We start from the raw sequence: 25,490 nt of genomic DNA, 5'->3' as shown, positions 1-25,490 counted from the left end.
CCTGGCACGACGATTGGCACGACGCCTGGGCCGACCCCGTCCACCTCGAAGACCGACCGCTCCCGCACGATCCGCTGAACGGCTGGATCCCGGACCCACCAGAACACTGGCTCGCCGAACACGACGAGTCGTACGCCGCCTGACCCCGAAGAACGGCTGCGCATTCGTTGGGCGCAGATAGACTCCGGGAGTGAGCACCACCACAGAGACCCCCAGTCGCACGGCGATCGATGCCACGGCACGTGCCCGCGACCTGCTCGGCGTCAGTCGCCTGACGAACCAGGCGCTGACCACGTGGCTGCACGGACTCCCCGGAGTCGACCAGGTCGGCTGCGAAGCGCGCGCCGCCGGACTCGGTACCCGCTCGATCAAGACGACGAGCAAGCAGTGGGCGATCGACCTCGCCATCTCAATGATCGACCTCACGACGCTCGAGGGCGCCGACACCCACGGACGTGTTCGTGGATTGGCCGCCAAGGCTCTCGTGCCCGACCCGAGCGACCTCAGCACACCGCGCCCCGCGGCGGTCTGCGTCTACGGCGACATGGTGGCGACGGCCAAGCAGGCGCTCGGCGACTCCGACGTCAAGGTCGCTGCTGTCGCGACGGCGTTCCCGAGCGGCCGCGCGAGCATGGCCATCAAGCTCGCCGACACCAAGGACGCGGTCAAGGCCGGTGCTGACGAGATCGACATGGTCATCGACCGTGGCGCGTTCCTCTCCGGCGACTACCTCACTGTGTTCAACCAGATCGCCGAAGTGACAAAGGCCTGCGATCGTGGCGACGGGACGCGAGCTCGGCTCAAGGTGATCATGGAGACCGGCGAGCTCGTCACCTACGACAACGTGCGTCGCGCCAGCTGGCTGAGCATGCTCGCCGGCGGCGACTTCATCAAGACGAGCACCGGCAAGATCCAGCCCGCCGCGACGCTCCCCGTCACGCTCATCATGCTCGAGGCCGTCCGCGACTGGCGCGACCTCACCGGCGAGATGGTGGGCGTCAAGCCTGCCGGAGGCATCAAGACCAGCAAGGACGCCATCAAGTTCCTCGTCACCGTCAGCGAGATCGCGGGCGAGGACTGGCTGACCAACCAGTGGTTCCGCTTCGGCGCGAGCAGCCTGCTCAACGACCTCCTGCTCCAGCGCCAGCGCATGACGACCGGCGCCTACTCAGGCGCGAACTACATCGCCGACGACTCCCCCTCCACGGCCTACTGAGCACCCACGGGGGCTCCGCCCCCGTGCTCCCCCGAAAGGCGCCCATCCAGATGTCACCCTTCGAGTACGCACCGGCCCCGGAGTCCCGGGCCGTCGTCGACCTCCAGAGCAGCTACGGCCTGTTCATCAACGGCGAGTTCGTCGACGGCGGCGGCAACGCCTTCAAGTCGATCAGCCCCGCCACCGAGGAGGTCCTCGCAGAGGTCTCCGAGGCGACCGACGCAGACGTCGACGCTGCGGTCAAGGCCGCGCGGACGGCATACACGCGCGTGTGGTCAAAGATGAGCGGCGCGGACCGCGGCAAGTACCTCTACCGCATCGCCCGCATCCTCCAGGAGCGCGCGCGCGAGTTCGCGGTCCTCGAGACCCTCGACAACGGCAAGCCGATCAAGGAGAGCCGCGACGTCGACATCCCGCTCGCGGCGGCGCACTTCTTCTACAACGCAGGGTGGGCCGACAAGCTCGAGTTTGCCTCGCTTCCCGGTGGCGCGAACCCGCAGCCGCACGGCGTCGTCGGCCAGGTCATCCCGTGGAACTTCCCGATGCTCATGCTCGCGTGGAAGATCGCCCCGGCCCTCGCCACCGGCAACACCGTCGTCCTCAAGCCCGCCGAGACCACGCCGCTCACCGCGCTGCTCTTCGCCGAGGTGTGCCAGCAGGCCGACCTGCCCCCGGGTGTCGTCAACATCGTCACCGGCGCCGGCCCGACCGGTCAGGCGATCGTCGACCACCCCGGCATCGACAAGCTCGCGTTCACCGGCTCGACCGGCGTCGGCAAGATGATCGCCCGCGCCATCGCCGGCACCCGCAAGAAGGCCACGCTCGAACTCGGTGGCAAGGCCGCGAACATCGTCTTCGACGACGCCCCGATCGACCAGGCCGTCGAGGGCATCGTCAACGGCATCTTCTTCAACCAGGGCCACGTGTGCTGCGCCGGCTCGCGCCTCCTCGTCCAGGAGTCGATCGCCGAGGAGGTCGAACGTCGCCTCAAGCGTCGGCTCGGCACCCTGCGCGTCGGTGACCCACTCGACAAGAACACCGACGTGGGTGCCATCAACAGCAAGGCCCAGCTCGATCGAATCATCGCGCTCACCGACGCCGGTGAGTCCGAGGGCGCCGAGCGCTGGGACAACGGCTGCGCCCTGCCGGACAAGGGATTCTGGTTCAGGCCAACGGTTTTCACCGGCGTGACGCAGACGCACCGCATCGCGCAGGAAGAGATCTTCGGTCCCGTCCTGTCCGTGCTGACGTTCCGCACTCCGCAGGAGGCCGTCGCCAAGGCGAACAACACGCCCTACGGCCTGTCCGCCGGCATCTGGACCGAGAAGGGCTCGCGCATCCTCTGGATGGCCGACCAGCTCAAGGCCGGTGTCGTCTGGGCCAACACGTTCAACCAGTTCGACCCGACGAGCCCGTTCGGTGGGTACAAGGAGTCCGGCTACGGCCGTGAGGGTGGCCGACACGGCCTCGAGCCCTACGTGAAGGGAACGCACTGATGGCGCGCGTGGACGTCAAGAAGACCTACAAGCTCTACATCGGCGGCAAGTTTCCGCGCAGCGAGAGCGGTCGTTCCTACGAGGTGTATGCCGCGAAGAAGGGCACCTTCCTCGCGAACGCGGCGCAGGGCTCCCGCAAGGACGCGCGTGACGCGGTGACCGCGGCGCGAGCCGCGCAACCCGGTTGGGCCAGCGCCACGGCATACAACCGGGGTCAGGTTTTGTACCGCGTCGCCGAGGTGATGGAGTCGCGTCGCCCGCAGCTCGTCCAGGAGGTGCGTGACGCCGAGGGCCTCTCCCCCGCTGCCGCGGAATCCGTTGTGTCACAGGCGATCGATCGCTGGGTTTGGTATGCCGGGTGGTCCGACAAGTACGTCCAGATCCTTGGCGGTCTCAACCCCGTCGCAGGCCCGTACTTCAACATCTCGGCTTCCGAACCGACCGGTGTCGTCGCTGTCCTCGCCCCGCAGGAGTCGAGCCTGCTCGGGCTCGTGTCGGTCATCGCCCCGGCGATCGTCTCGGGCAACACCGTCGTCGTCGTGACGAGCGCGGACCGCCCGCTCCCCGCGATCACGCTCTCGGAGTGCCTCGCCACCTCCGACGTCCCCGGTGGCGTCGTCAACATCATCACGGGCAAGGCCGCCGAGATCGCCCCGTGGCTCTCGAGCCACCGCGACGTCAACGCCATCGACCTCGCCGGTGCTGCCGGTGCGGAGGGCGTCGACTGGGCCAAGCTCGAGGAGGCCAGCGCCGACAACCTCAAGCGCGTCCTGCGCCCCGCCGGCACGGGCTCCGACGCGGTCGAGCCCGACTGGACCCAGACGCCGGACCTGTCCCGACTCACTGCCTTCCTCGAGACCAAGACGGTCTGGCACCCCAAGGGTCGATGACTCTTCACATCCGATGAGCCACGCAGACCTCGGGCGAGGGCGCGTCGTCGTCCTCGCCGGCCCCAGTGGTGCCGGGAAGTCCCGGCTGGCCGAGCGGCTGCACACGAGCCGCGGCTGGCCGATCGTGCGACTCGACGACTTCTATCGGGACCACGACGACGCATCCATGCCCCGCAGCGAGGAGCTCGGGATCATCGACTGGGACCACCCGGACTCGTGGAACGGCTCCGCGGCCGCCGCGGCACTCGTCGAGCTCATCGACACCGGCTCCACGCAGACCCCGGTCTATGACCTGTCCCAGAGCCGCGCCGTCGGTTCGACGACCGTGTCGGCCGGCCCGGACCAGCTCGTGCTCGCGGAGGGCATCTTTGCGGCAGAGGTCGTCTCCGAGCTGCGTGACGCCGGCGTGCTGCACAGCGCCTGGTGCATCCACCACCGACCGTTCGTGACGTTCGTCAGGCGTCTCGCGCGCGACCTCAAGGAGCGACGCAAGCCGCCCATGGTCCTGGTGCGCCGCGGCCTCGCCCTCATGCGCGCCGAGCCGGAGGTCGTGCGGCGACAGGTCGAACTCGGTGCCGTGTCGGCCCGCGCGACCGACGTGGAGGCTCAGCTGGCGTCAGCCGCCCGGAACGTCCCCTGACGGAGGCGGTCCAGCGCGGCACCGGAGGTCAGCTCGCCACGCAGTCGCTCGTTCGCGCGATAGAACTCGAGCGTTCGGCCACGAGTGCAGGGTCAGACCGCAGGCCGAGCTCCCCCATCCTCGCGGTGCCGCCGAACTCGCTCGGTTAGGGTTGCGGCAGTCACCGCCACGGGGAGGCACACGCACATGAACGACCAGGGTTGGACCGCACCCGGACAGGGCTCCGCAGGTCCCGAGCAGCCCGCTCAGGTGCCGCCGACCGGCTATCCCGGCCACCCGGCATACCCGCCCATGCGTCCGGTGAATCCGCCGCGCATGGACTTCCGCCCCGGCATCATCCCGTTGCGCCCGCTGACGATGAACGACCTCTTCGGCGGCGTCTTCCGTGCGGTGCGCGGCAACGTCGCGGCGACCGTCGGGCTGGCCGCACTGACGTCGCTGATCTTCCTCGTGCCCTTCACGGCGCTCGGCGCATGGGTGTCCAGCCAGGAGCCCTCGGTGTCGATCGAGGAGTCGGTCACGAACGACACCGCGGGAGTGTTCGGGAGCCTCGGCTCACTCGTGCCCTCCATCGGCTCGTGGTTCTCGACGATCCTGTTGGCCGGCTTCCTCGCGCACGTCATCGGTCAGGCCGTTCTCGGTCGCAAGGTCACCGCCGGGCAGACCTGGCAGGCGACCCGCCCCCGCCTCGGCGGGCTCGTCGGCGCCACCCTGCTCACGTCCGCGATCTTCATCGGCACCGTCCTCGTGTTCGTCGCCATCCCCATCGCGCTGCTCGTCGCGGGCGGCACGGCCGGCAACGACGGCACCCTCGCCGCCGGGGTCGCGCTGCTCTTCCTCGCCGTCCTGCTCGCGCTCGTGGCGATGGCGTTCCTCTGGACCCGACTGGCCTTCGTCACCCCGTCACTCATTCTCGAGAACCTCGGGGTCGCGGGTGCCTTCCGCCGGTCGTGGGCGCTCACCGGCGGCCAGGGGTTCTGGCGGCTCTTCGGCATCCGTCTGCTCGCGAGCTTCGCGATCGGTGTCATCGCCTCGCTCATCACCGCGCCCCTGTCCATCGTTGCGGTGTTCCTCGTCTTCACGGGCGTTCCGATGGACCAGCTCTACATGTGGCAGGCCCTCCTCACCGGCCTCAGCGGCGTCCTCGCCGGCGCCATCACCACACCCATCACGGCCGGCCTCGACGCCCTCCTCTACGTCGACCACCGCATCCGTCGCGAAGGCCTCGACGTCCAGCTCATCCAGACCGCGCAGGGCACGGCCGCACCCCCGTGGCCCGGCACCGGGGCATGATCCTCGACGCCCCACCCCTCGATCCGTCGCGAAGCGAGGGACGTCGCCTTCTCGAGGATGAACTGTCCAAGCCCCGGTATGCCGTGGAGCCGAGTCTGTGGGACCGCTTCCGTGAGTGGTTCCTGGGGCTCTTCGACACCACCGGGCCGGGGTTGCCCGGGTGGGTGTTCGCCGTGGTCGTCCTCGTCGCCCTCGCCCTCGTGGCACTCCTCGCGGCGGTGCTGCTCCGACCCGAGGCCCGTTCCGCACGCAAGGCCACCACGCGGCAGGTCCTGGACGAGCGCGGAGTGGACGCGACGGCATACCGGAATCGCGCGAAAGCCGCTGTGCGAGAGGGCGACTGGGACACGGTCGTCCTCGACGGATATCGCGCGATCGTCGCCTCCGGCGTGGAGCGCACGATCCTCGACGACCTCCCCGGACGCACCGCCCACGAGGCGTCGTTGGTGCTCGGGGACGCGTTCTCCGCAGAGGCCGGACGCATCCGATTCGCGGCCGATCGGTTCGACGCGGTCCGCTACGGGCACGACCATGCTTCCGAGGAGGACGGCCACCGGGTCCTGTCGCTCGATGAAGCTCTGGCCGGCGCGCGGTGGGCACGGTGACCAGCGTGGCCGCGGTGGCGAAGTCGCGATCCTTCGCGGCCTGGCTGGGGGCGGTCCTGCTCGGTGTCGGTGCGCTCGCCGTCATCGCGATCATGACGACACCGTCCGACGCCGCCATGGATCCCGACGGTCTGGGTCCGACCGGTGGGGCTGCGCTCATCGCCGTCCTCGACCAGAACGGTGTCGACGTCGTGACGACGCGGACCATCGAGGACACGACGGCCGCCCTGCGTGAAGGTGGCAGCGGGGCCGACACGAGCGTCGTCATCGGCAACACCAGCAACCTCGGCACCGCCGCCGCAGCGACCCTGCGGCAGGCGACCCTCGGGGCGCACCGCGTGGTGGCTCTCTCCCCCTCGTCCGCGCAGGTGCGGTCCCTGGGAGCGGAGGTCACCGCGCTGCGCATCGGTGCCGGGGTCGAGATCGAGAGCCGGTGCGACATCGGGCCCGTGGACGAAGGGGACACCCTCCTCGGCATCGACGCCCGATACGAGCTCCGGGGTGAGGTCAGTGGGGCACGAGCCTGCTTCCCGCTCACCCTCACGACCGATGAGGGAGACGCCGGCGACGGAGATGAAGGAGACGGCGAGGGCGACCACGGCGCGGTGCTGCTCGACCTGCCGGCGACGTCGGAGCACGCACCCCTGACCATCGTCGGATCGACGTCCGGCTTCACGAACCGCGCCATCACCGAGGCCGACAACGCGGCCATCGCCCTGAGGCTGCTCGGTGGCTCTGAGCGACTCGTCTGGTACCACCCCGGCGTCACCGATCTCGCCGACTCGGATGCGGGCACCTCGGACGACGGTGGGCTCCTCCCCCGATGGCTCATGCCGGCCCTTGCGCTGGTCGGAGTCGCCATCGTGCTGCTCGGCGTCGTCCGTGGACGGAGGCTCGGCCGCCTCGTCCACGAACCCCTTCCGGTGGTGGTGCGCGCCGTCGAGACGACCGAGGCGCGAGGCCGCCTCTACCGGCGCGCCCAGGACCGGCCACGTGCTGCCGCCGTCCTGCGCCTCGCCACCCTCGACCGACTGCGCTCGAGGCTCGGACTCCGCCGGGGCGACCCGGTCGACGTCGTCGCCCGCGCAGCATCAGCCGCCACCGGCCGACCCGTCAGCGAGATCCTGGATCTCGTGAGCGGCCCCGCACCCACCGACGACGCTGCACTCGTGCGGCTCGCACAAGACCTGTCCGACCTCGAGGAGAAGGCACACCGCCCATGACCGAGAACCCCACTCCCCCCGCCACGCCTCCGTCCGCTCCACAGTCGGCTCAGGCCCGGGAGGCGCTGCTGCGCGTCCGCGCCGAGGTCGGCAAGGCCGTCGTCGGGCAGGACGCCGCCGTCACCGGGCTCCTCGTGGCCCTGCTGTGCCGCGGCCACATCCTCCTCGAGGGCGTACCCGGTGTCGCGAAGACGCTGCTCGTGCGTGCCCTGTCGCAGGCACTGGACGTGCAGACCAAGCGCGTGCAGTTCACGCCCGACCTCATGCCGGGCGACCTGACGGGCTCGCTCGTGTTCGACGCACGCACGAGCGACTTCACCTTCCGCCACGGCCCGGTCTTCACCAACGTTCTCCTCGCCGACGAGATCAACCGCACGCCGCCCAAGACGCAGTCGGCCCTGCTCGAGGCCATGGAGGAACGACAGGTCAGCGTCGATGGGACGCCCCACGCCCTGCCGTCGCCGTTCATGGTGGCCGCGACGCAGAACCCGGTGGAGTACGAAGGCACCTACCCCCTCCCCGAGGCCCAGCTCGACCGATTCCTGCTCAAGGTGACGCTGCCGCTCCCTCCGCGTGAGGACGAGGTGGCGGTCCTGCGCCGGCACGCCGACGGCTTCGACCCACGGGACCTGGGCGCTGCCGGCCTCGAGCCCGTCGCGTCGGCGAGTGATCTCGAGGCGGGGGCCGACGCGGTCCGCCGGGTCGAGGTCAGTGACGACGTCGCCGGCTACGTCGTCGACATCGCCCGCGCGACACGCCAGTCCCCCTCGTTGTCGCTCGGGGTGAGTCCGCGTGGCGCCACCGCTCTCATGTCGACCGCTCGCGCCTGGGCGTGGCTCAACGGACGCGACTACGTCACCCCGGACGACGTCAAGGCCCTCGCGCACGCCACCCTCGCCCACCGGCTCGCCCTCCGCCCCGAGGCCGAGCTCGAGGGGGTCGACGTGTCGGCCGTCCTCGACAGCGCTCTCGGGTCCGTCCCCGTCCCACGCTGAGGCTCCATGGCCCTCACCCTGCGAGCCCTGTGGCTCGTCCTCCTCGGCATCATCCCCGTGGTGCTGCGCCCCGCTGCCTCAACGGTCTGGCTGTGGTTGCTGCTGTGTGCCGTCATCGTGGGCATCGACGTGCTGCTCGCACCGAGGCCACACGGCCTGGAGCTGGCACGCACGGGTGCGACGTCGGTCCGGTTGGGCGAATCGACCACGACGACGCTGCTCGTCGGGAACCCGGGCCCACGGACCGCCCGAGGCGTCCTGCGCGACGCCTGGCCGCCGTCGACAGGAGCGGCGAGCACACGGCATACCCTCCGTCTGTCTGCCGGCGAACGCCGGCGCGTGACAACGGAACTCACGCCCACGCGTCGCGGCGACCGGATCGCCGACCGGGTCACCGTGCGACACCAGGGGCCACTGGGAGTCGGCGCACGGCAGTCATCGCTGGAGGTTCCCGGACGGCTGCGGGTGCTGCACCCGTTCCCGTCCCGCCGGCACATCCCGAGCCGCCTCGCGGTGTTGCGGCAGCTCGACGGTCGCGCAGCCATGCGGGTGCGGGGACAGGGCACCGAGTTCGACTCGCTGCGCGACTACGTCGAGGGCGACGACGTCCGCTCCATCGACTGGCGCGCCACGGCCCGGCGCCGCGACCTCGTCGTCCGCACCTGGCAGCCCGAGCAGCACCGCCGCATCGTCATCGTCCTCGACACGTCACGCACGAGCGCCGGCCGCATCGGTGATGCACCGCGGCTCGACGCCGCGATGGACGCCGCGCTCTTCCTCACCGCAATTGCGGGGCATGCCCGTGACCGAGTGCACGTCATCGCGGGTGACCGCCGCGTGCGCACCCACATCACGGGTCACGACCGTGGACGTCTCCTCCACGACACGATCTCCGAACTCGCCCCGATCGAGGCGGAGATCGTCGAGGCCGACTGGCGGATGCTTGCCGCCGAGGTGACTCGTACCGGCACGCAGCGTGCCCTCGTCGTGCTCATCACCCCGCTCGAGTCGTCCGCCCTCGAGGAAGGTCTCCTCCCCGTCCTGCCGGCACTCGCCGCACGCCACCGAGTCGTCGTCGCCGCGGTCGCCGACCCTGCTGTGGACGTCCTGCGTCGCGGACGCGGAACCGCAACCGACGTGTATGCCGCGGCAGCAGCCGAGCGGACCGTGTCACTTCGCGACCGGACGGCCGGCGCACTGCGGGGCCTGGGCGTGGAGGTGCTGCACGAGCCGCCGGAGGTGTTGCCGTTGGCCCTCGTCGACCACTACCTGTCGCTCAAGCGCCAGGGCCTCCTCTGACCGATCAGGACGCGACGGGCGCCGTGGCGGGCTGCTCGAAGTCGGCCACGTCCCCGGTCACGCCCTCACGTGCCGCCCGTCGACCGACGACGAAGACGTAGGCGAAGAAGAGCGCCTCCGCGACGACGCCGATGAGGATGCGCGCCCAGGTCGGGAGACCGGAGGGCGTGACGAAACCTTCGATGCCGCCACTGACGAACAGCACGACGACGAGTCCCAGTGCGATCGCGGCTGCCGTGCGACCCTCCGCGGCAAAGGACTCCAACCGCGTGCGGGGGCCGGGCTCGATCCATGACCAGAAGAGGCGCAGGCCGACGGCGGCCGCGACGAAGACGGCCGTGAGTTCGAGCAGGCCGTGCGGGAGGATCAGGCCGAAGAACAGCGACCCGCGGTCGTGACTGACCATGAGGGCACCGGCGATCCCGACGTTGACGACGTTCTGCGCGAGGATCCAGAGCACCGGGAGTCCGAGCACGCCCAGGGCGATGCATTGCGCGGCCACCCACGCGTTGTTGGTCCAGACGAGGGTCGCGAACTCGTGGTGCGGGTACTCGGAGTAGTAGTTCTCGAAGTCCGTCCCCACGTAGGCATCGATCTCGGCCCGCGTCATCTGCTCGGTGAAGACCTCCGGGTGCCGCACCGCCCACGCGCCGACGACGAACGCCAACACGACGCTGCCGAGGGTCGTGGCGAGCCACCATCGACGGGTCCGGTAGAGCGAGGCCGGGAAGGTGCTGGTGAAGAAGCTCCACACCTCGTGACGCGTCGTCGTCCTGGTCCCCGTCGAGGTGTGGCGCGCCCGCGCCAGCAGCGCGGACAGGTAGCTCACGAGCGATGGATCGGGGCTGGCGCTCCGCACCACCGAGAGGTGCGTCGACACGCGCTGGTAGAGGTCGAGGAGTTCGTCCGACTCGGCACCGGTGAGGCGTCGCCGCCCGACCAGGTCCTCCAGACGGCGCCACTGACCCAGATGGGTGGCGATGTAGGCGTCGAGGTCCACACCGCAACTCTAGGTGCCGCTCCAGCGGATAGCCTTCGGACCATGACTGTGGACGGGGGCTACCGCACCTACGCCGGCGAGGACCTCGTGACCGGTGAGGCCGTTTCCGTCGAGGTGCCGGTGGCGAGCGTGATCAGCCGGGTCGCGTCCCGCCTCATCGACCTCGTCATCACGGCCGTCCTTGCCTTCGTCGGTCTCTTCGTCACGGGGATGCTCGTCGGCTCACTGTCGGGTGCCGTGGCGCGGTCCGCCCTGCTCGTGTTCGTCGTCGGTCTCACCGTCATCCTCCCGGTGGTCTTCGAGACGGTCACGCGCGGTCGCAGCCCGGGCAAGTACGTCATGGGCCTCTGCACGGTCCGCGATGACGGCGGCCCGATCACACTGCGGCACAGCGTGATTCGGCACTTGGTGGGGTTCGTGGAGTTCTATCTGCTGCAGGGCGCCCCCGCGATCATCGCCGCCGTGATTCACCCGCGCGCCAAGCGCCTGGGCGACATGGCCGCTGGAACGCACGTCATGTCCCTGCGCCACTCGTTGCAGGTCATCGCACCCCCGGAGGCGCCGCCGGCGCTGGAGCACTGGGTCCGCGGCAGCGACATCGGACCCATGCCGGCATCGCTCGCCATCGGCGTGCGGCAGTTCCTGACCCGGACCGGCAGCCTGTCGCCCCAATCACGGCACCACCTCGGACAGGACCTCTGCGCCCAGGTGCTGACTCACGTGTCGCCGCCACCTCCACCGGGAGTGCACGCCGAGTGGGTGCTGCGCGCCGTCCTCGCCGAACGTCGACGCCGCGACCTCGAGCGGCAGCGCGCCGAGGGTGAGCGGACCCAGCGACTCCTGCCCCCCGACCCCCTGGCGTGACGAGCCAGCGGTGAGGGTCAGGTCGCGGCGGCCAGGGCGGCATACCCCGGCTTGACGACACGCTCGATGATCGCGAGACGCTCGTCGAAGGGCAGGAAGGCCGACTTCATCGCGTTGATCGTCGCCCACCGCAGGTCGTCGAGCGTCCACCCGGCCACGTCGACGAGGAGCTGCATCTCCCGCGACATCGACGTCCCGGACATGAGGCGGTTGTCGGTGTTGACCGTCACCCGGAAGCGCAGGTCCTTGAGCAACGAAATCGGGTGCGCCGCAATGGATTCGGCCGCTCCCGTCTGCAGGTTCGACGTGGGACACATCTCCAGCGGGATGCGGGTGTCACGCACGTAGGCCGCGAGGAGACCGAGCGTGTGCGTGTCGCCGTCGCTCGTGATGTCGTCGACGATGCGCACACCGTGACCCAGCCGGTCCGCGCCGCACCACTGGATGGCTTCCCAGATGCTCGGCAGGCCGAAGGCCTCTCCGGCGTGGATCGTGAAGTGAGCGTTCTCGCGGCGGAGGTACTCGAAGGCGGACAGGTGCCGACTCGGCGGGAACCCGGCCTCGGCGCCGGCGATGTCGAAGCCGCCGACACCCTGGTCGCGGTAGCGGACCGCCAACTCGGCGATCTCGTCACTCTTGGCCGCGTGCCGCATCGCCGTGAGGAGGGAGACCATGCGGATCGGGGTGCCCGCCTCGGCGGCCTCCGCCTCACCCTCCCGCAGACCCGCGAGCACCGCCTCGATCACCTCGGTGAGGGACAGGCCCTGCTCGACGTGGAGTTCGGGGGCGAACCGGGACTCGGCATAGACGACCCCGTCGGCGGCCAGGTCGAGGGCACACTCGCGTGCCACCCGCCGCAACTGGTCCGGGGTCTGCATCACCGCGACGGTGTGGCTGAACGTCTCGAGATAGCGCTCGAGCGACCCCGAGTCGGCCGAGTCGCGGAACCAGCGACCCAGCTCCTCGGCGTCGGTGGCGGGGAGCCCTTCGTAGCCGGACTCCAGCGCGAGATCGATGATCGTCTGCGGTCGCAGGCCGCCGTCGAGGTGGTCGTGGAGGAGCGCCTTGGGCGCCCGCCGGACGAGGTCCGGACTGACGGCACCCATCAGGCGATCCGGTCGATGACGAGCGGGAGGAGGTCGGGACGTGAACCTTCGGGTGCGATGGTGAACCCGCCCTCGAGGGCTTCCTTGGCGCGCTCGAACTTCTCGGGGGTGTCGGTGTGCAGCGTCATGAGCTTCTCGCCACCGCGCACGACGGCGCCCGGCTTGGCGTGGAGTTCGATGCCGGCTCCGGCCTGCACCGGGTCCTCCTTGCGGGCCCGGCCGGCGCCAAGGCGCCACGCCGCCACACCGACGGCATAGGCGTCGAGCTCGGTGAGGACGCCATCGGCCGGTGCCAGGATCTCCTCGGTGTGCTTGGCCACGGGCAGATCGGCATCCGGGTCGCCACCCTGGGCCGCGATCATCCGTCGCCAGGCATCCATGGCGCGACCGTCCTTGAGGGCAGCGGCGACGTCGTCGCCGTCACGACCTGCGGCCCGCAGCATCTCCTGGGCGAGGGCGACGGTGAGCTCCACGACGTCCTCGGGGCCGCCGCCGGCGAGGACCTCGACCGACTCCCGGACCTCGAGCGCATTGCCGGCGGTGAGACCCAGAGGCGTCTGCATGTTGGTGAGCAGTGCGACGGTGTTGACTCCGGCGTCGGTGCCGAGCTCGACCATGGTGCGCGCCAGCTCCGTCGCGTCCTCGCGGTTCTTCATGAACGCCCCGGACCCGACCTTGACGTCGAGGACGAGGGCGCCCGTGCCCTCGGCGATCTTCTTGCTCATGATCGAGCTGGCGATGAGCGGGATCGCCTCGACGGTCCCGGTGACGTCGCGCAGCGCGTAGAGCTTCTTGTCGGCCGGGGCCAACCCCGATCCGGCAGCGCAGATGACCGCACCCACGTCGTCGAGCTGGGCGAGCATCGCCTCGTTGCTGAGGTCGGCCTTCCACCCGGCGATCGACTCGAGCTTGTCGAGCGTGCCACCGGTGTGGCCGAGCCCGCGGCCCGACAGCTGCGGCACGGCGACGTCGAAGACGGCGACGAGCGGCGCGAGGGGCAGCGTGATCTTGTCGCCGACGCCACCTGTCGAATGCTTGTCGGCCGTGGGACGCGACAGTGACGAGAAGTCCATCCGCTCACCACTGGCGATCATCGCGGCAGTCCAGGTCGCGATCTCGCGGCGGTTCATGCCATTGAGCAGGACGGCCATCGCGAGCGAGCTCATCTGCTCGTCGGCAACCGCGCCGCGCGTGTAGGCGTCGATGACCCAGCGGATCTGGTCGTCGCTCAGCTCGTGCTTGTCGCGCTTGGTCATGATGACGTCGACGGCGTCGAAACTCTCGCTCATGCGGTCATCATGTCACCCGCACGGGTGCCGCGGATCGGACTCAGGGACGCTGCGCGAGGTTGTCCGGACCGAAGGCCTGTGGCAGGACCTGATCCATCGAGAGCACGCCCTCCGGTGTCATGAGCAGGCAGGTCGGACCGCCGTTCTCCCACAACAGCTGACGGCAGCGCCCGCAGGGCATGAGGGCCTCACCCCGGCCGTCGACGCAGAAGACGGCCACGAGCCGGCCGCCGCCCGTGGCGTGCAGCTCGGAGACCATGCCGCACTCGGCACAGAGGACGACGCCGTAGGCGGCGTTCTCGACGTTGCACCCGGCAACGATGCGCCCGTCGTCGGTGAACCCGGCGACCCCCACGGGATAGTTCGAGTACGGCGCATAGGACCGCGCCGTCATCTCGATCGCCTTTTCGCGCAAGACGTCCCAGTCGATGTCAGCCATGTGCACCTGCCTCGTTCTTGACCGTGTGGGCGACGACGACCGACGCGAGGAGCCTTGCCCCGCAACCGATGGAGTCCTCGTCGATGACGACGTCGCCCTGGTGGAGGTCGTAGGTCCGACCGCCGGGCGTCCGAGTCCCCAGACGCGCCATCGCGCCGGGAGCGTGGGATAGGTACCAGGAGTAGTCCTCGCCACCGAGCGACTGGCCCGTGGGAGCGATCTGGAGTCCGGCCCCGAGGCAGGCGAACCGCAGTGCGTCGATCGCGTCGGCCTGGTTCACGACCGGCGGAACGCCCTTGATGCGCTCGAGCCGGGCCTCGACTCCGTAGGGCCGGACGACGCCCTGCACGATCTCGTCGAGGAGCGGGCCGACGGTGAGCCAGGCCTCCGCGTCGAGCATGCGGAGCGTGCCGCTGCACTCGCCCTCGCTCGGAATGACGTTGGAGGCCGTCCCCGCCTGCACTCGCCCCCACACGAGGGCGGCGCCGGCGCGGGGGTCGAGGCGTCGGGACAGCGCGGCCGGGACGTCGGTGACGACCTTGGCGAGCGCATAGGTGAGGTCCTCGGTCAGCTGCGGCCGCGAGGTGTGACCACCGCGGCCGGTGAGCTGGACCTTGATGTGGTCGCACGCTGCCGTGATCGGCCCCTCGCGCAGACCGACCTGACCGACGTCGAGCGAGGGGTCGCAGTGCACTGCGAAGACGGCGTCGACGCCCTCCATGACGCCCTCGGCGATCGCCTCGTGGGCGCCTCCGGGGATGACCTCCTCGGCGGCCTGGAAGATGGCGCGCACGCCGGTCCCCCGCTCCAGCAGCGCCTGCTCCTGTTCCTTGAGAGCGAGGACGGCGCCGAGGAGCGCGGTCACGTGGACGTCGTGCCCGCACGCGTGCGCGACCCCGTCGACCGTCGAGGAGAACGGCAGCCCGGTCTGCTCCTGGACCGGCAGCGCGTCCATGTCCGCGCGCAGCGCGACCCGGTATGCCGCCTGCTCGGCTCCCAGATCCGCCGCGAGTCCCGTGCCGGCGAACCGCCGCACCCGGACGCCGGCCGCCTCGAGTCGGCGCGCGACGAGGTCGGTGGTGCGGGTCTCCTGACGCGACAGTTCAGGGTGGGCGTGGAGGTCGCGGCGGAACTCGACGAGGTCAGGAAGCATCGCCCGGACGCTGGTGCCGAGCGCGGTGAGGGTGTCAGTCATGGGACCACCCATGCTACTGGCGCAATTGCTCACCGCTGCCGTGCTCGGTATTCCTCCCACCGCTCGGTGAGGTCGGCCATCTCCCGGCGGGTGAAGGCGAAGAAGTCTCGTGTCTCCACGAGTCGCGCACGACCGCGGCTGTCGGAATCGAGGAGGGCGACGGCCTCGTCCAGCGACGCGACGTAGTGGTCGAGGATCGGGATGCGGGCGCGCGTGATCGTCCCCCAGACATCACCGTCGACGATGCGGTAGAGATCCCCGCGGCCCGACGGACGACGCTCACGCACGACGAGCCGCGTCTGGGTGAGGTAGCGGACCGCTCCGGAGATCGCCGCCGGCGAGACGGACAGGCCCTCAGCGAGCTCGGCGGCGGTGTAGCGGTCGCGGTCCTCGGCGAGGATGTAGGCGAAGACCCGCGCCGCCATTCGCGGGATGCCGCTGTCCTCGAGCACCTGGCCAAGGCGCTCCACCGCCTGTGCGAGACCGTCCATGCGGGGAGTCTAGGACACAATCTTCACAAGCTTGTGAAACTTGTGCCATTCTGGAAATCGTGACCAATGCGATCGAACTCCGCACCATCGTCAAGACCTTCGGCACCACCCGCGCCCTCGACGGCCTCGACCTCGAGGTTCGCACCGGCGAGGTCCATGCCTTCCTCGGCCCCAACGGCGCCGGCAAGTCGACGACGATCCGCATCCTTCTCGGTCTGCTTCGCCGAGACAGCGGCGACGCCACCCTGCTCGGTGGCGATCCCTGGCGTGACGTCGGAGAACTGCACTCGCGCATGGCGTACGTCCCGGGTGACGTCAACCTCTGGCCCAACCTCACCGGCGGTGAGGTCATCGACCTGCTCGCCCGGATGCGTGGCGGTCTCGACGAGTCACGACGATCGATGCTCCTCGACCGCTTCGACCTCGACCCGACGAAGAAGGCCCGCACATACTCCAAGGGCAACCGACAGAAGGTGGCCGTCGTCGCCGCCTTCGCCTCGCGGGCCGAGCTCTACCTCCTCGACGAGCCGACGTCGGGCCTCGACCCGCTCATGGAGGCCGAGTTCCAGAAGTGTGTCCACGAGGTCAAGGGCGAGGGGGCCACCGTCCTCCTCAGCAGCCACATCCTCGCCGAGGCCGAGTCGCTCAGCGACCGGGCGAGCTGGCCCGCCTCGAGGACGAACGCGAGGCCCGCCTGCAGGTGATCGCGGATCTGGAACAAGCCCTCGAGAAGCAGCGCCTGACCGAGTGGCGCACCTACGGTGAGGCGCTCAAGGCCAAAATCGAGCAGCTCGCAGCGGAGACGCCCGGCCTCAATGTGCCGGTGCACCTCACCGTCGACCCCGACACATTCCGACCCGACCCATCACGATCGGGCTGGGAGGAGGACTCCCTCGAGGCCAGACTGCTCTCAACCGCCCTGGAACAGACCCCCACACCACTCGCCTTGCCGGGCACCCCTCTCGAGCGACTTCTTGGCGCAGGGACAGCCTGAGCCTGGGACGAGTACGGCATGCCGCAGGTTTGCCGTTCTCGTAGTTCACGCCGGCTCACGGGTCTAGCGTCATTCAGCATGAAGTACCTGCTCTGGCTCGGGATGCTCGTCTGGCCGTCGTACGCGGCGTTCGACCCCGGCGCTGACCCGTTGGCCGGGAGCCTTGTGCTCTTCGCAGTTCTCCTTGGCTTGGGAGTCTTGTTCGGCCGGAAGTTTCCTCATGACGTCGGTCCGATCGCACTATGCGGGATCGCTGGTGGCCTCGCCGGGGTCGCAGTGTCGATCGTCCTCGGTGTGGCTCGCAGCGAATGGGGCGGTCTACCCATAAGCCTGGCCACCATCGGTGCTTCATGGGCAGTGGCAGCTCTGATCAAGAAATTCTTCTCGCCCATAGGCGTGGTCGTCCGGATCTAACCTCACAGCGGTTCCCAGTGCCGCGGCGATGGCGGTCCGAGAACACCTTCAGGTGATGTCGCTTCCGACCTCCAAACGGTGGCGGTTCAGATCTGCAGACAGTCACTCCCCTACCCATGGTTCGGCACTGGCGTCGATCTGGGTGCGTCAGGGTTGTGTGCGAAGCGATGCGCGCGGCGTCAGCGTCCGCCTCGGTGCTTCATGGGGTGGCTTGTGAAAAAGTGAATTATCCGACGCTAAGGTTTCGCTGGGCGCCGTAGCGGCCTGTATTTGCCGGGTTTGATGTGGTTGGCGCGGGGCCAGGTGTAGTCACCGGTGAGGTTGATGTGTTCCCATCCCAGGGGTGATAATGACGCCCTGGTGCTGGCCATGTTCAGCCTGCGAAGGTGACTCCGCAGTAGGCGATCGTTGCGACGAGAACGGTGGAGAGTGCGGCTAGGGCGAAGGGCTTGAGGCCCACCTTGACGAGGTTCCGAACCTTGACGCCGCAGCCGAGTCCGAACATCGCTGCAGCCAGCAGTCCTGTCTGCAGCAGCCCACCGGCCATCAGCACGGTGCCCGGCAGAGGGATGAAGGAACGCACGAACACCATCGCGATGAACCCGATGATGAACAGCGGGACGACGGGCGGCAGCTTCGAATGCGACATCTGTTGACCGGGTTCGCCTGCCGTACGGCTGAGACGGCGCTGCCGGATGCTAAGGATGGCCACGACAGGGGCGAGCAGCAGCACTCGGGCGAGTTTGACGATGACCGCGACCGTGAGCGCTCCGCCACCGATGATGCCTCCAGCGGCGACGACTTGCGCGATTTCATGGATGGAACCCCCTGCCCACATCCCGGCCGTCTCGGAGCCCAGGCCAAGCAGGTCCGTGATCAGTGGGACGAGGGGAATCATCAGCGTTCCGAAGATCACCACGAGGGCGACCGCGGTGATGGTGTCTTCCTCGGCCTCGTCGTCCGGATCGGTGACCCCTGCCGCGCCCGCCACGGCTGCCGCGCCGCAGATGGAGAATCCGCAGGCGATTAGCAGCGAGAGCCCGGATGGAACCCGTAGCAGCTTCCCCAGGAGAACGGTGCCGAACAGTCCGCCGGCGACAATGCACACGATGACGACCAGCATCGGGGCTCCGAGTTCGAGGATGTCTGTCAGTACCAGTTGGAGTCCGAGGAAGACGATGCCGGCGCGCAGGAGCTTTTTCGCGGAGAAGTCTATGCCGTCGGAGGCTGCCGCTGGCAGCCGGACGACGTTGGCCAGGAGTACGCCAAGCACGATCGCGATAATGAGCGGGCTGACTCCCGGCAGCAGCAGGCTGACCCCGTACGATGCTCCGGCCGCGGCGAGGCAGAGGACAAGCCCGGGCAGCAGCGCGCGGACTCGGGCAAGCAGCGTGTGTTCCGGTCGGGCGGTCGCAACGTCCTGGGCATGGGTCATGCATCCATCATTTCCTCGGACCGCTCGTGCGAGTAGAGGCAGATACCGTCCGCCATACAAGTTATGCTTGTGCTTGGGAGGCGGAAGATGCGCAACGGGCCGGACTTGGAGGCACTGCGAGCCTTGGCGCTCGTCGTGAAGGAAAGCAGCATGTCGGCGGCAAGCACGCAGTTGGGCGTGAGTCAGCAGGCGGTGTCTCTGCGCATCCGGAAACTGGAAAAAGATTTGCGCGTGCGACTCCTGGTGCGTTCTGCACGGGGTTCGCGATTGACTCCGGCGGGCGAGCTGATTGTCGGCTGGGGAACAACGCTGCTGACGGCGGCCGATGAGTTCTCGGATGCTGTCGATTCGCTCCGCACGGATCGCGGGAAGATGATGCGCATCGCCGCGAGCCTCACGATCGCAGAACACCTCCTACCGGAATGGATCGCCCGGTGGCGCATCTCTCACGGCGATGACGGCCCGGTCGTTCAGCTCACAGCCGCCAACAGCAGCACGGTCGTCGAGGCCATACGCGAGGGAACCGCAGACCTCGGGCTCATCGAGACCCCTGTCGTTCCCGCCGGCCTCCGGTCAGTCACTGTTGCTTACGACACCATCGAAGTCGTTGTGCAGCACGGTCACCGGTGGGCGAAGACCCGCCAGGTGTCCGTTCGTGAACTGGCGGCCACTGGGTTGGTGCTCCGCGAGACCGGCAGCGGCACCCGACGAGCGCTCGAGAACGCCCTCGCCGTGGCGGGCTTTCCACTCGCAGCCGAGCCCGCAGCCGTGCTGACGACCACGCTCGGCGTTCGCAGCGCGATTATGGCCGGCATCGCCCCCGGCGCGCTGAGCTCCCTCGCAGTGTCCGAGGACACCCGTGCCGGCCGACTCGTCCGAGTTCGGATCAACAATCTCCAGATCACCCGCCCGCTCACCGCCATCTGGGCGGGGACGGCTCCGCCGCCTCATGTACGGGACTTCCTGGATGTCATCGCCCGAACTGACCGGTAACGATCGTTTGCGAGACACTCCCACTGACGTTCGAGGCTGCGCGAAAATCCGGGGTCCTATATGTAACGGTTCCCGTGTACGCGCCAATGTAACGGGAACCCGCCTTGGTGATACGTTTTGGTGATGCGAGTCGGATACGGACGGGTCTCCACCCGCGATCAGCACCCCGAAGCCCAGCACGACGCCCTGACTGCGGCCGGCTGCGAGCAGATCTTCCTCGACATGGCCTCAGGGAAACTGGCACGCAGGCCCGAACTGGACAAGGCCCTGCTCTCGGCCAACAGGGCAGGGGATCAGCTTGTCGTCACCAAGCTCGACCGGCTCGGCCGGTCGCTGGAGAACCTCATCGAGTTGTCCAAGACGCTGCAGGAACGCGGTGTGGATTTGGTCGTCCTGGACCAGGGCATCGATACCTCCACAGCGATCGGTCGGATGTTCTTCCAGATCCTGGGCTCGATCGCCGAGTTCGAACACGCTCTGATGTCCGAACGGACCCGTGACGGGCTGGCCGCGGCCCGTGCGCGGGGCCGGACCGGCGGGCAGAAACCAAAACTCGGCCCGCGCCAAGTCAGGCTGGCCCGCGAAATGTATGACGAGAAGGGCCCCGATGGGAAACGGACCCACACGGTAGAGCACATTGCCCAGGAATTCGGCGTCACCCGGCCCACCATCTACCGGCATCTGGCGAAACCATGAGCGGTGCCCGTGCGCTGCAGGTAAATCCGCTGCAGGTAGAGATGGTGTCCCCGTGGGGCGGCAACGTAGCGGCACAGGAAATCTGAGGTGGCCTTGCGTTCCCTGCTCACGGTGGCCGAGCGCGGCCAGATCCTGGCACTGCCCACCGGGACGGAGGACCTTGAAGCCCACTACACACCCAGCGATGGGGACATGTCGCTGATCCGGCAACGCCGCGGGGACGCGAACAGGTTGGGCTTTGCCATCCAGCTGTGCCTGCTGCGCCACCCGGGAATCGCGCTGGCCGAGGACACTGAGGTGGCTCCTGAGCTGATTTCATGGATGGCCTCCCGGCTGGCCGTTTCCATTGAGGCGTGGGACGAGTACGGAACACGTGAGGAAACGCGGCAGGAACACGGACGCGAGATCCGCGCGTATCTGGGCATATCCGCGTTCGGCATCGCGGACTTCCGCCAGCTCGTGGAGCACGTCAGTGATGTGGCCGCACACACGGACAAGGGCCTGCTCCTGGTGAAGAGCGCCATGGACTTCCTCCAGGCACAGAAGATCGCGCTGCCCGGGATCGGGATTATTGAAAGGGCCTGTGCACAAGCGCTGACCAGAGCGAATCGGCGAATCTACGCCACCTTGGGTGAGCAACTGTCCGTGGACCACCGGCAACGGCTCGACGGGCTGCTGCGCCGCCGCCCCGACAGTTCCCTAACGGAAATCGGCTGGCTGCGCCAGGCGCCGTTACGACCGAACGCACGGTCGATGAATGAGCACATCGACCGGCTCACTACCTGGCGTGCGCTGGACCTGCCCTGGGCGGCAAGCCGGCTGGTGCACCGGAACAGGCTGCTCAAGCTTGCCCGTGAAGGTGCCTCCATGACCGCGGCCGATCTGTCCAAATTCGAACCCGCACGCCGATACGCGACCCTCTTCGCCCTGGCCACCGAAAGCATGGCAACCGTCACCGACGAAATCATCGAGCTGCACGACCGGATCATCGGCCGGCTCATCCGAACCGCGCAGAACAAGCACAACCAGACCACCCTGGCATCCCGTTCCACCGTCACAGCCATGATGCGCCTGCACTCGAAGCTCGGGGATGCCCTCTTTGAGGCCAAGGAAAACGGCGAAGATCCCTTCGCCGCGATCGAAACGGCCATCGGCTGGGAATCCCTGGCAACAAGCATCGCCCACGCCAAGGAACTCACCCGGCCAGGCCTCGAAGACCACTTGGCTCTCGTCAGCACCCACTTCACCACGCTGCGCCGCTACACCCCGGCGTTTCTTGCCGTCCTTGACCTCCACGCAGCGCCCGCAGCACACGACCTGCTGGCCGCGATCAACGTCATCCGAACCCTGAACAGCACCGGCGCCAGGAAAATCCCGGACGATGCGCCCACCTCGTTCATCCGGCCCCGGTGGAAACCGCTGGTCTTCACCCACACCGGCCTGGACCGGGGCTTCTACGAGTTCTGTGCCCTCGCGGAACTGAAGAACGCGCTGCGCTCCGGAGACATGTGGGTCACCGGATCCCGCCAGTTCCGCGACTTCGATGACTACCTTCTCACCGGCGCCGCCTACACCGGCATGAAAACCACCGGGAAACTGCCTCTGGTCACGGCCGACGGAAACACCCGATACCTCCAGGACCGGCTGGCCCTCCTTCAGGAACGACTGAAGGAAGTCAACAAGCTGGCCTCCCGCGATGAACTACCCGGGGTGCTGATCACCGGCAAGGGCGTGAGAATCACCCCGCTGGAAACGATCGTCCCCGCGCACGCCCAGCCCCTGATCGACCAGGCCAGTGCCATGTTCCCACGCATCCGGATCACCGACCTGCTGATGGAAGTCGATAGTTGGACCGGATTCACCCGCCACTTCACCAACCTCAAATCCGGCCAGCCGTCCAAGGACAAACAACTTCTCCTCACCGCCATCCTGGCCGACGGAATCAACCTGGGCCTGACGAAGATGGCCGAGTCCTGCACCGGCGTCACCTACGCCCAACTGGACCGCCACCAAGCCTCATACATTCGGGACGAAACATATAGTGCCGCCCTGGGGCCTGACCCCGGTTCTTGGACACGCTGAATCCAGCACGCGCTGGGGAAGCGAGATGATCCGAGAACCATGGCCAGGAAGAACTACTCCGAGGAGTTCCGTCGTCAGGCCGTCGACTTGTACGAGTCCACCCCGGGCGCCACGGTCCGCGGCATCGCCGAGGACCTCGGCATCGTGCGCGGCACGCTGCGGCACTGGCTCGAGGTCTACGGGACCGGCAAGAAGACCGCTGCCGACGGGACGTTGACCGCCAACCCCCTGCAGTCCAAGAAGCCCCCGGCGAGGTCGTCGACGCTGGCCGGCGAGTCGCCGGAGCAGAAGATCGCACGACTCGAAGCCGAGAACGCTGTCTTGCGGGCGGAGACCACCAAGCTCACCACTGAGCGGGAGATCCTCCAGCGGGCGGCCAAGTATTTCGCCGGGGAGACGCGCTGGTGAGTCGCTTCCAGTTCGTCGCCGACAACTCCGCCACCTTCGAGGTGAAGCGACTGTGCGAGCTCGTCGAGATCGAGCGTTCCTCCTACTACGCCTGGGTCAAAGCGGCCCCGGCCCGTGAGGCCAGAGCAGCCGCGGACGCCAAGCTGGTCGAGCGGATCAGGGCCGTCCACACCGAGGACAAGACCTGCGGCGCGCCGAGGATCACCGCCGACCTCAACGACGGCGCTGAGGCCGGTGAGCGGGTCAACCACAAGCGGGTCGCGCGAGTGATGCGTGAGCACGGCATCCGCGGCTACCAGAAGAAGCGGCGGGTCCGGACCACGATCCCCGAGCCGTCGGGTCAGAAGTACCCCGATCTGCTCAAGCGGGACTTCACCGCCGAAGCCGCCAACCAACGCTACGTCGGCGATATCACCTACTTGCCGCTGGCCGACGGGTCGAACCTGTCGCGCTGGTCGGCCGAAGACCTCGAAGCCGTCGCATACGCACTGAACAACAGGCCCCGCAAGGTCCTCGGGTGGAAGACCCCCGCCGAGGTCTTCGAAGAGCAACTACGCTCCCTTGAACAACCCGGTGTTGCAACGACCGGTTGAACCTGCCGTCTACTGCTCGAAGGACTACGCCAAGCTCTGTGGCCAGCTCGGCGTCACCCAGTCCATGGGCGCCGTCGGGTCAAGCGCCGACAACGCCCTCGCGGAGTCGTTCAACGCCACCATCAAGAGAGAGGTCCTCCAAGACGCCGCCTGCTGGCCCGACGAGCTCACCTGCCGCCGGCAGGTCTTCCGGTGGCTCGTGCGCTACAACAACCGCCGTCGCCACTCCTGGTGCGGCTACCTGTCCCCGTCCACCTACGAGGCCCGCCGGGCCGCTACGCTGCCAACCGCCGCGTAATCACCCACCGTGTCCAAGATCCGGGGGTAAGGCCCGCTGCCGGTGGTGTACTCGCCGTGCTCGATCTCGCGGTTGACACGGCGGTAGCGTCGGGTGCCGTAGAACAGTCCGGCAACGCCGACCACGATGAGCACTGCCCCGGCGGCGATGGTGTAGATGGTGGTGGCGTCGCCGAAGGTGGCCACGGCCAGGCCGAGCACCATGACCCCACCCGCGGTGCGGAGCCAGGCTAGGTAGGTGCGTTCGTTGGCCAGGTGGTCCCGGGCACGGCTGGGCTGGGAGTCATGGGTCTCGTCCATGGCCACATTCGACGCCGAATCGCCTCAGCCGGTGACGACCACCGGATGGGCAACGACGGCGTTGGACAGGCAGCCATGGTCGTTTCACGGAACGGTGTCGGGCTGACTGTGGCTTTTGGCGTCGGTGGCCCTGACCCGAATCTCGTGCTCACCCGGCTGTGCCTGCCAGCCAGTCTCCCAGCGCACCCAGGCGCCGGCGATGTTGGGTTCCAGCAGCCGAGCCTGCTGCCAGTCGGCGTCGTCGATGCGCACCTCGACACGGGTGACGCGATCCTCGCCGGAGTACGCACGCCCCCGCAGGGTCTGCTCGCCGGCCTGCACGGTGGCCGGCCAGTCAAGCTCAATCACGCTCGTCGGCGGCATCGTGGTGATCGGCACCCCGTCGGCGGGGCCCACCGCGGGATAGTCCGGGCCCGCCAAGACATAGTCGTGGGTGTTCCAGTACGAGTGCAGCGGTTCCTCGCTGACCTGGATACGACCCAACCACTTGATGCTGGCGGTGCCGATCCACCCGGGCACCACGACCCGAGCCGGGTACCCGTGATCGGCCGGCAACACCTGCCCGTTCATCGTCAGCGCCACGATCGTGTCCGAGGCCTTCGCCTTGGCTAGCGGCATCGGCCGGGCGATGCGCAGCTCGTCGAGCCCCTCGGGCATCACGTCGCGGGCGTCCGTGGTCAGGCCGGCCCGTTCAAGGACGTCCCTCAGCCGCACTCCGGTCCACTCGGCGGTGCCCATCGCCCCGGTGCGCCACTGGGTGCCCTTGGCCTCGCGCCCGAAGTGCTCGGCGAAGAACACCCGCCCGTTGCCGGCACACTCGATGGAGCGGATCACCGAGGTCTGCGGCATCGACCACCGGCTGCTCATAGGTGAACTCGACCGGAGTCTCGACCCCGGTGCCGTCGACCCGCAGCCGCCAGGTGTCGACATCGATCTGCGGGGTCGCGTCGTGGTTGCGCACGTAGAACCGGTCGACCAGATTCAAGAACCCCGGATGCTGCGTCTACCGGGTTCCATAGTTCGAACCGAAGGTCGGCCCTGGAAGACGGTTGAGGACGTCGAGCTCGCGACCCTGTCGTGGGTCCACTGGCACAACCACGAGCGCCTTCACGGCTACCTCGACGACGTACCGCCAGCAGAGTTCGAGGAGACGTTCTACGCTCGAGCTAGGACCGACCAACCCCTGGTCGAAATCCAATAGCCCGAAGTTGAGTCCCCGATAGTGGTGTAGCGCGGT

At 68.4% G+C, this 25,490-nt stretch carries 23 protein-coding genes and 5 pseudogenes; 19 read left to right on the top strand and 9 right to left on the bottom strand.

Annotation, left to right across the window (positions count from 1 at the left end):
- Nucleotides 1–190 precede the first annotated feature (190 nt).
- The 9 genes from deoC (at nucleotide 191) to N803_RS16965 (ending at nucleotide 9,657) form a co-directional block, all read left to right on the top strand.
- Nucleotides 191–1,216, top strand: a complete 1,026-nt coding sequence (deoC, locus tag N803_RS17005) for a deoxyribose-phosphate aldolase (protein WP_035907531.1) — start codon at nucleotides 191–193, stop codon at nucleotides 1,214–1,216.
- 50 nt (nucleotides 1,217–1,266) lie between these two features.
- Nucleotides 1,267–2,712 carry an aldehyde dehydrogenase family protein gene (locus tag N803_RS17000; protein WP_035907540.1) on the top strand — a complete coding sequence of 482 codons (1,446 nt, stop codon included), beginning with the start codon at nucleotides 1,267–1,269 and terminating at the stop codon, nucleotides 2,710–2,712.
- Nucleotides 2,712–3,602 carry an aldehyde dehydrogenase family protein gene (locus N803_RS16995; protein WP_035907529.1) on the top strand — a complete coding sequence of 297 codons (891 nt, stop codon included), beginning with the start codon at nucleotides 2,712–2,714 and terminating at the stop codon, nucleotides 3,600–3,602. The genes N803_RS17000 and N803_RS16995 overlap by 1 nt, the downstream gene beginning before the upstream one ends.
- A gap of 13 nt (nucleotides 3,603–3,615) precedes the next feature.
- Entirely contained in the window at nucleotides 3,616–4,242 is a 627-nt protein-coding gene (locus tag N803_RS16990; RefSeq protein ID WP_035907528.1) for a uridine kinase family protein, read from the top strand.
- Between the two features lie 186 nt (nucleotides 4,243–4,428).
- Nucleotides 4,429–5,535 carry a hypothetical protein gene (locus N803_RS16985; protein ID WP_035907527.1) on the top strand — a complete coding sequence of 369 codons (1,107 nt, stop codon included), beginning with the start codon at nucleotides 4,429–4,431 and terminating at the stop codon, nucleotides 5,533–5,535.
- Nucleotides 5,532–6,140, top strand: a complete 609-nt coding sequence (locus N803_RS16980; RefSeq protein WP_052112432.1) for a DUF4129 domain-containing protein — start codon at nucleotides 5,532–5,534, stop codon at nucleotides 6,138–6,140. The genes N803_RS16985 and N803_RS16980 overlap by 4 nt, the downstream gene beginning before the upstream one ends.
- 5 nt (nucleotides 6,141–6,145) lie before the next feature.
- The gene (locus tag N803_RS16975; RefSeq protein ID WP_156969847.1) at nucleotides 6,146–7,363 is read left to right on the top strand and encodes a DUF4350 domain-containing protein; all 1,218 of its coding nucleotides are present in this window, start codon (nucleotides 6,146–6,148) and stop codon (nucleotides 7,361–7,363) included.
- The gene (locus N803_RS16970) at nucleotides 7,360–8,358 is read left to right on the top strand and encodes an AAA family ATPase (RefSeq protein WP_035907525.1); all 999 of its coding nucleotides are present in this window, start codon (nucleotides 7,360–7,362) and stop codon (nucleotides 8,356–8,358) included. The genes N803_RS16975 and N803_RS16970 overlap by 4 nt, the downstream gene beginning before the upstream one ends.
- A gap of 6 nt (nucleotides 8,359–8,364) precedes the next feature.
- Nucleotides 8,365–9,657: a DUF58 domain-containing protein gene (locus tag N803_RS16965; RefSeq protein WP_035907523.1), complete on the top strand. Its 1,293-nt coding sequence runs from the start codon at nucleotides 8,365–8,367 to the stop codon at nucleotides 9,655–9,657.
- A 4-nt stretch (nucleotides 9,658–9,661) separates the two neighbouring features.
- Here N803_RS16965 and N803_RS16960 read toward each other — a convergent pair whose 3' ends face one another.
- A complete protein-coding gene (locus tag N803_RS16960; RefSeq protein WP_035907522.1) occupies nucleotides 9,662–10,657 on the bottom strand; it encodes a stage II sporulation protein M in 996 nt (331 codons plus the stop codon).
- A 42-nt stretch (nucleotides 10,658–10,699) separates the two neighbouring features.
- Here N803_RS16960 and N803_RS16955 point away from each other — a divergent pair, with 42 nt between their 5' ends.
- Nucleotides 10,700–11,521 carry an RDD family protein gene (locus tag N803_RS16955; RefSeq protein WP_245617367.1) on the top strand — a complete coding sequence of 274 codons (822 nt, stop codon included), beginning with the start codon at nucleotides 10,700–10,702 and terminating at the stop codon, nucleotides 11,519–11,521.
- A gap of 17 nt (nucleotides 11,522–11,538) precedes the next feature.
- Here the strand turns inward: N803_RS16955 and N803_RS16950 are convergent, their stop codons facing one another.
- Genes N803_RS16950 through N803_RS16930 form a run of 5 tightly spaced genes read right to left on the bottom strand, consistent with a single transcriptional unit; the run spans nucleotide 11,539 to nucleotide 16,041 of the window.
- On the bottom strand, nucleotides 11,539–12,627 hold the full coding sequence (locus N803_RS16950; protein WP_035907520.1) for an adenosine deaminase: 1,089 nt from the start codon (nucleotides 12,625–12,627) through the stop codon (nucleotides 11,539–11,541).
- Nucleotides 12,627–13,916, bottom strand: coding sequence for a thymidine phosphorylase (locus tag N803_RS16945; protein ID WP_035907519.1), 1,290 nt, complete (start codon nucleotides 13,914–13,916; stop codon nucleotides 12,627–12,629). The genes N803_RS16950 and N803_RS16945 overlap by 1 nt, the downstream gene beginning before the upstream one ends.
- 40 nt (nucleotides 13,917–13,956) lie before the next feature.
- Entirely contained in the window at nucleotides 13,957–14,355 is a 399-nt protein-coding gene (locus N803_RS16940; RefSeq protein ID WP_035907518.1) for a cytidine deaminase, read from the bottom strand.
- On the bottom strand, nucleotides 14,348–15,550 hold the full coding sequence (locus N803_RS16935) for an amidohydrolase (protein WP_035907516.1): 1,203 nt from the start codon (nucleotides 15,548–15,550) through the stop codon (nucleotides 14,348–14,350). The genes N803_RS16940 and N803_RS16935 overlap by 8 nt, the downstream gene beginning before the upstream one ends.
- A gap of 29 nt (nucleotides 15,551–15,579) precedes the next feature.
- Nucleotides 15,580–16,041 (bottom strand): GbsR/MarR family transcriptional regulator, encoded by a 462-nt coding sequence (locus N803_RS16930; RefSeq protein WP_035907515.1) that lies wholly within the window; start codon nucleotides 16,039–16,041, stop codon nucleotides 15,580–15,582.
- Between the two features lie 59 nt (nucleotides 16,042–16,100).
- On the opposite strand from N803_RS16930, the pseudogene N803_RS16925 reads away from it, so the two are divergent.
- The 3 genes and pseudogenes from N803_RS16925 to N803_RS16915 all read left to right on the top strand — a co-directional run.
- Nucleotides 16,101–16,703, top strand: a pseudogene (locus tag N803_RS16925) (ABC transporter ATP-binding protein); the annotation flags it as partial.
- A gap of 38 nt (nucleotides 16,704–16,741) precedes the next feature.
- Nucleotides 16,742–17,035 carry a hypothetical protein gene (locus N803_RS16920; protein ID WP_035907514.1) on the top strand — a complete coding sequence of 98 codons (294 nt, stop codon included), beginning with the start codon at nucleotides 16,742–16,744 and terminating at the stop codon, nucleotides 17,033–17,035.
- Nucleotides 17,036–17,113: 78 nt separating this feature from the next.
- Nucleotides 17,114–17,449, top strand: a complete 336-nt coding sequence (locus N803_RS16915; protein WP_035907513.1) for a hypothetical protein — start codon at nucleotides 17,114–17,116, stop codon at nucleotides 17,447–17,449.
- Between the two features lie 373 nt (nucleotides 17,450–17,822).
- On the opposite strand, the gene N803_RS16910 is transcribed toward N803_RS16915, so the two are convergent.
- A complete protein-coding gene (locus N803_RS16910) occupies nucleotides 17,823–18,884 on the bottom strand; it encodes a YeiH family protein (RefSeq protein WP_029212122.1) in 1,062 nt (353 codons plus the stop codon).
- An 87-nt stretch (nucleotides 18,885–18,971) separates the two neighbouring features.
- Between N803_RS16910 and N803_RS16905 the strand changes: the two genes are divergently transcribed.
- From N803_RS16905 to N803_RS18160, 5 genes and pseudogenes are all read left to right on the top strand, one after another.
- A complete protein-coding gene (locus tag N803_RS16905) occupies nucleotides 18,972–19,877 on the top strand; it encodes a LysR family transcriptional regulator (protein ID WP_016996892.1) in 906 nt (301 codons plus the stop codon).
- Nucleotides 19,878–20,000: 123 nt separating this feature from the next.
- Nucleotides 20,001–20,573 (top strand): recombinase family protein, encoded by a 573-nt coding sequence (locus N803_RS16900; protein WP_029212121.1) that lies wholly within the window; start codon nucleotides 20,001–20,003, stop codon nucleotides 20,571–20,573.
- Between the two features lie 87 nt (nucleotides 20,574–20,660).
- Nucleotides 20,661–22,625 (top strand): annotated as a pseudogene (locus N803_RS16895) (Tn3 family transposase); the annotation flags it as partial.
- A gap of 69 nt (nucleotides 22,626–22,694) precedes the next feature.
- Nucleotides 22,695–23,656, top strand: a pseudogene (locus N803_RS18785) (IS3 family transposase).
- Nucleotides 23,657–23,660: 4 nt separating this feature from the next.
- Nucleotides 23,661–23,954, top strand: a pseudogene (locus N803_RS18160) (integrase core domain-containing protein); the annotation flags it as partial.
- Here N803_RS18160 and N803_RS16880 read toward each other — a convergent pair.
- Complete coding sequence (locus tag N803_RS16880) at nucleotides 23,912–24,253, bottom strand: YidH family protein (RefSeq protein WP_052112431.1); 342 nt, start codon at nucleotides 24,251–24,253, stop codon at nucleotides 23,912–23,914. The pseudogene N803_RS18160 and the gene N803_RS16880 overlap by 43 nt on opposite strands.
- 84 nt (nucleotides 24,254–24,337) lie before the next feature.
- The gene (locus N803_RS16875) at nucleotides 24,338–25,102 is read right to left on the bottom strand and encodes a molybdopterin-dependent oxidoreductase (protein ID WP_169743118.1); all 765 of its coding nucleotides are present in this window, start codon (nucleotides 25,100–25,102) and stop codon (nucleotides 24,338–24,340) included.
- 178 nt (nucleotides 25,103–25,280) lie between these two features.
- Here N803_RS16875 and N803_RS16870 point away from each other — a divergent pair.
- Nucleotides 25,281–25,454, top strand: a pseudogene (locus N803_RS16870) (IS3 family transposase); the annotation flags it as partial.
- Nucleotides 25,455–25,490: the final 36 nt, after the last annotated feature.

It is taken from the genome of Knoellia subterranea KCTC 19937 (assembly GCF_000768685.1).
Taxonomy (GTDB): Bacteria; Actinomycetota; Actinomycetes; order Actinomycetales; family Dermatophilaceae; genus Knoellia; species Knoellia subterranea.
Note: the sequence above shows the minus strand (reverse complement) of the source record. Positions and strands in the feature narration are given on the sequence as shown.

What these genes read in the sequence shown, in the direction of transcription:
- N803_RS17000 (WP_035907540.1), top strand. Translation starts at nt 1,267, where the DNA reads ATGTCACCCTTCGAGTACGCACCGGCCCCGGAGTCCCGGGCCGTCGTC.
- N803_RS16980 (WP_052112432.1), top strand. Translation starts at nt 5,532, where the DNA reads ATGATCCTCGACGCCCCACCCCTCGATCCGTCGCGAAGCGAGGGACGT.
- N803_RS16965 (WP_035907523.1), top strand. Translation starts at nt 8,365, where the DNA reads ATGGCCCTCACCCTGCGAGCCCTGTGGCTCGTCCTCCTCGGCATCATC.
- N803_RS16955 (WP_245617367.1), top strand. Translation starts at nt 10,700, where the DNA reads ATGACTGTGGACGGGGGCTACCGCACCTACGCCGGCGAGGACCTCGTG.
- N803_RS16900 (WP_029212121.1), top strand. Translation starts at nt 20,001, where the DNA reads ATGCGAGTCGGATACGGACGGGTCTCCACCCGCGATCAGCACCCCGAA.
- N803_RS16945 (WP_035907519.1), bottom strand. Translation starts at nt 13,916, where the DNA reads ATGAGCGAGAGTTTCGACGCCGTCGACGTCATCATGACCAAGCGCGAC.
- N803_RS16940 (WP_035907518.1), bottom strand. Translation starts at nt 14,355, where the DNA reads ATGGCTGACATCGACTGGGACGTCTTGCGCGAAAAGGCGATCGAGATG.
- N803_RS16910 (WP_029212122.1), bottom strand. Translation starts at nt 18,884, where the DNA reads ATGACCCATGCCCAGGACGTTGCGACCGCCCGACCGGAACACACGCTG.
- N803_RS16985 (WP_035907527.1), top strand. Translation starts at nt 4,429, where the DNA reads ATGAACGACCAGGGTTGGACCGCACCCGGACAGGGCTCCGCAGGTCCC.
- N803_RS16880 (WP_052112431.1), bottom strand. Translation starts at nt 24,253, where the DNA reads ATGGACGAGACCCATGACTCCCAGCCCAGCCGTGCCCGGGACCACCTG.
- N803_RS16935 (WP_035907516.1), bottom strand. Translation starts at nt 15,550, where the DNA reads ATGACTGACACCCTCACCGCGCTCGGCACCAGCGTCCGGGCGATGCTT.
- N803_RS16970 (WP_035907525.1), top strand. Translation starts at nt 7,360, where the DNA reads ATGACCGAGAACCCCACTCCCCCCGCCACGCCTCCGTCCGCTCCACAG.
- N803_RS16990 (WP_035907528.1), top strand. Translation starts at nt 3,616, where the DNA reads ATGAGCCACGCAGACCTCGGGCGAGGGCGCGTCGTCGTCCTCGCCGGC.
- N803_RS16905 (WP_016996892.1), top strand. Translation starts at nt 18,972, where the DNA reads ATGCGCAACGGGCCGGACTTGGAGGCACTGCGAGCCTTGGCGCTCGTC.
- N803_RS16995 (WP_035907529.1), top strand. Translation starts at nt 2,712, where the DNA reads ATGGCGCGCGTGGACGTCAAGAAGACCTACAAGCTCTACATCGGCGGC.
- N803_RS16915 (WP_035907513.1), top strand. Translation starts at nt 17,114, where the DNA reads ATGAAGTACCTGCTCTGGCTCGGGATGCTCGTCTGGCCGTCGTACGCG.
- N803_RS16930 (WP_035907515.1), bottom strand. Translation starts at nt 16,041, where the DNA reads ATGGACGGTCTCGCACAGGCGGTGGAGCGCCTTGGCCAGGTGCTCGAG.
- N803_RS16950 (WP_035907520.1), bottom strand. Translation starts at nt 12,627, where the DNA reads ATGGGTGCCGTCAGTCCGGACCTCGTCCGGCGGGCGCCCAAGGCGCTC.
- N803_RS16875 (WP_169743118.1), bottom strand. Translation starts at nt 25,102, where the DNA reads ATGCCGCAGACCTCGGTGATCCGCTCCATCGAGTGTGCCGGCAACGGG.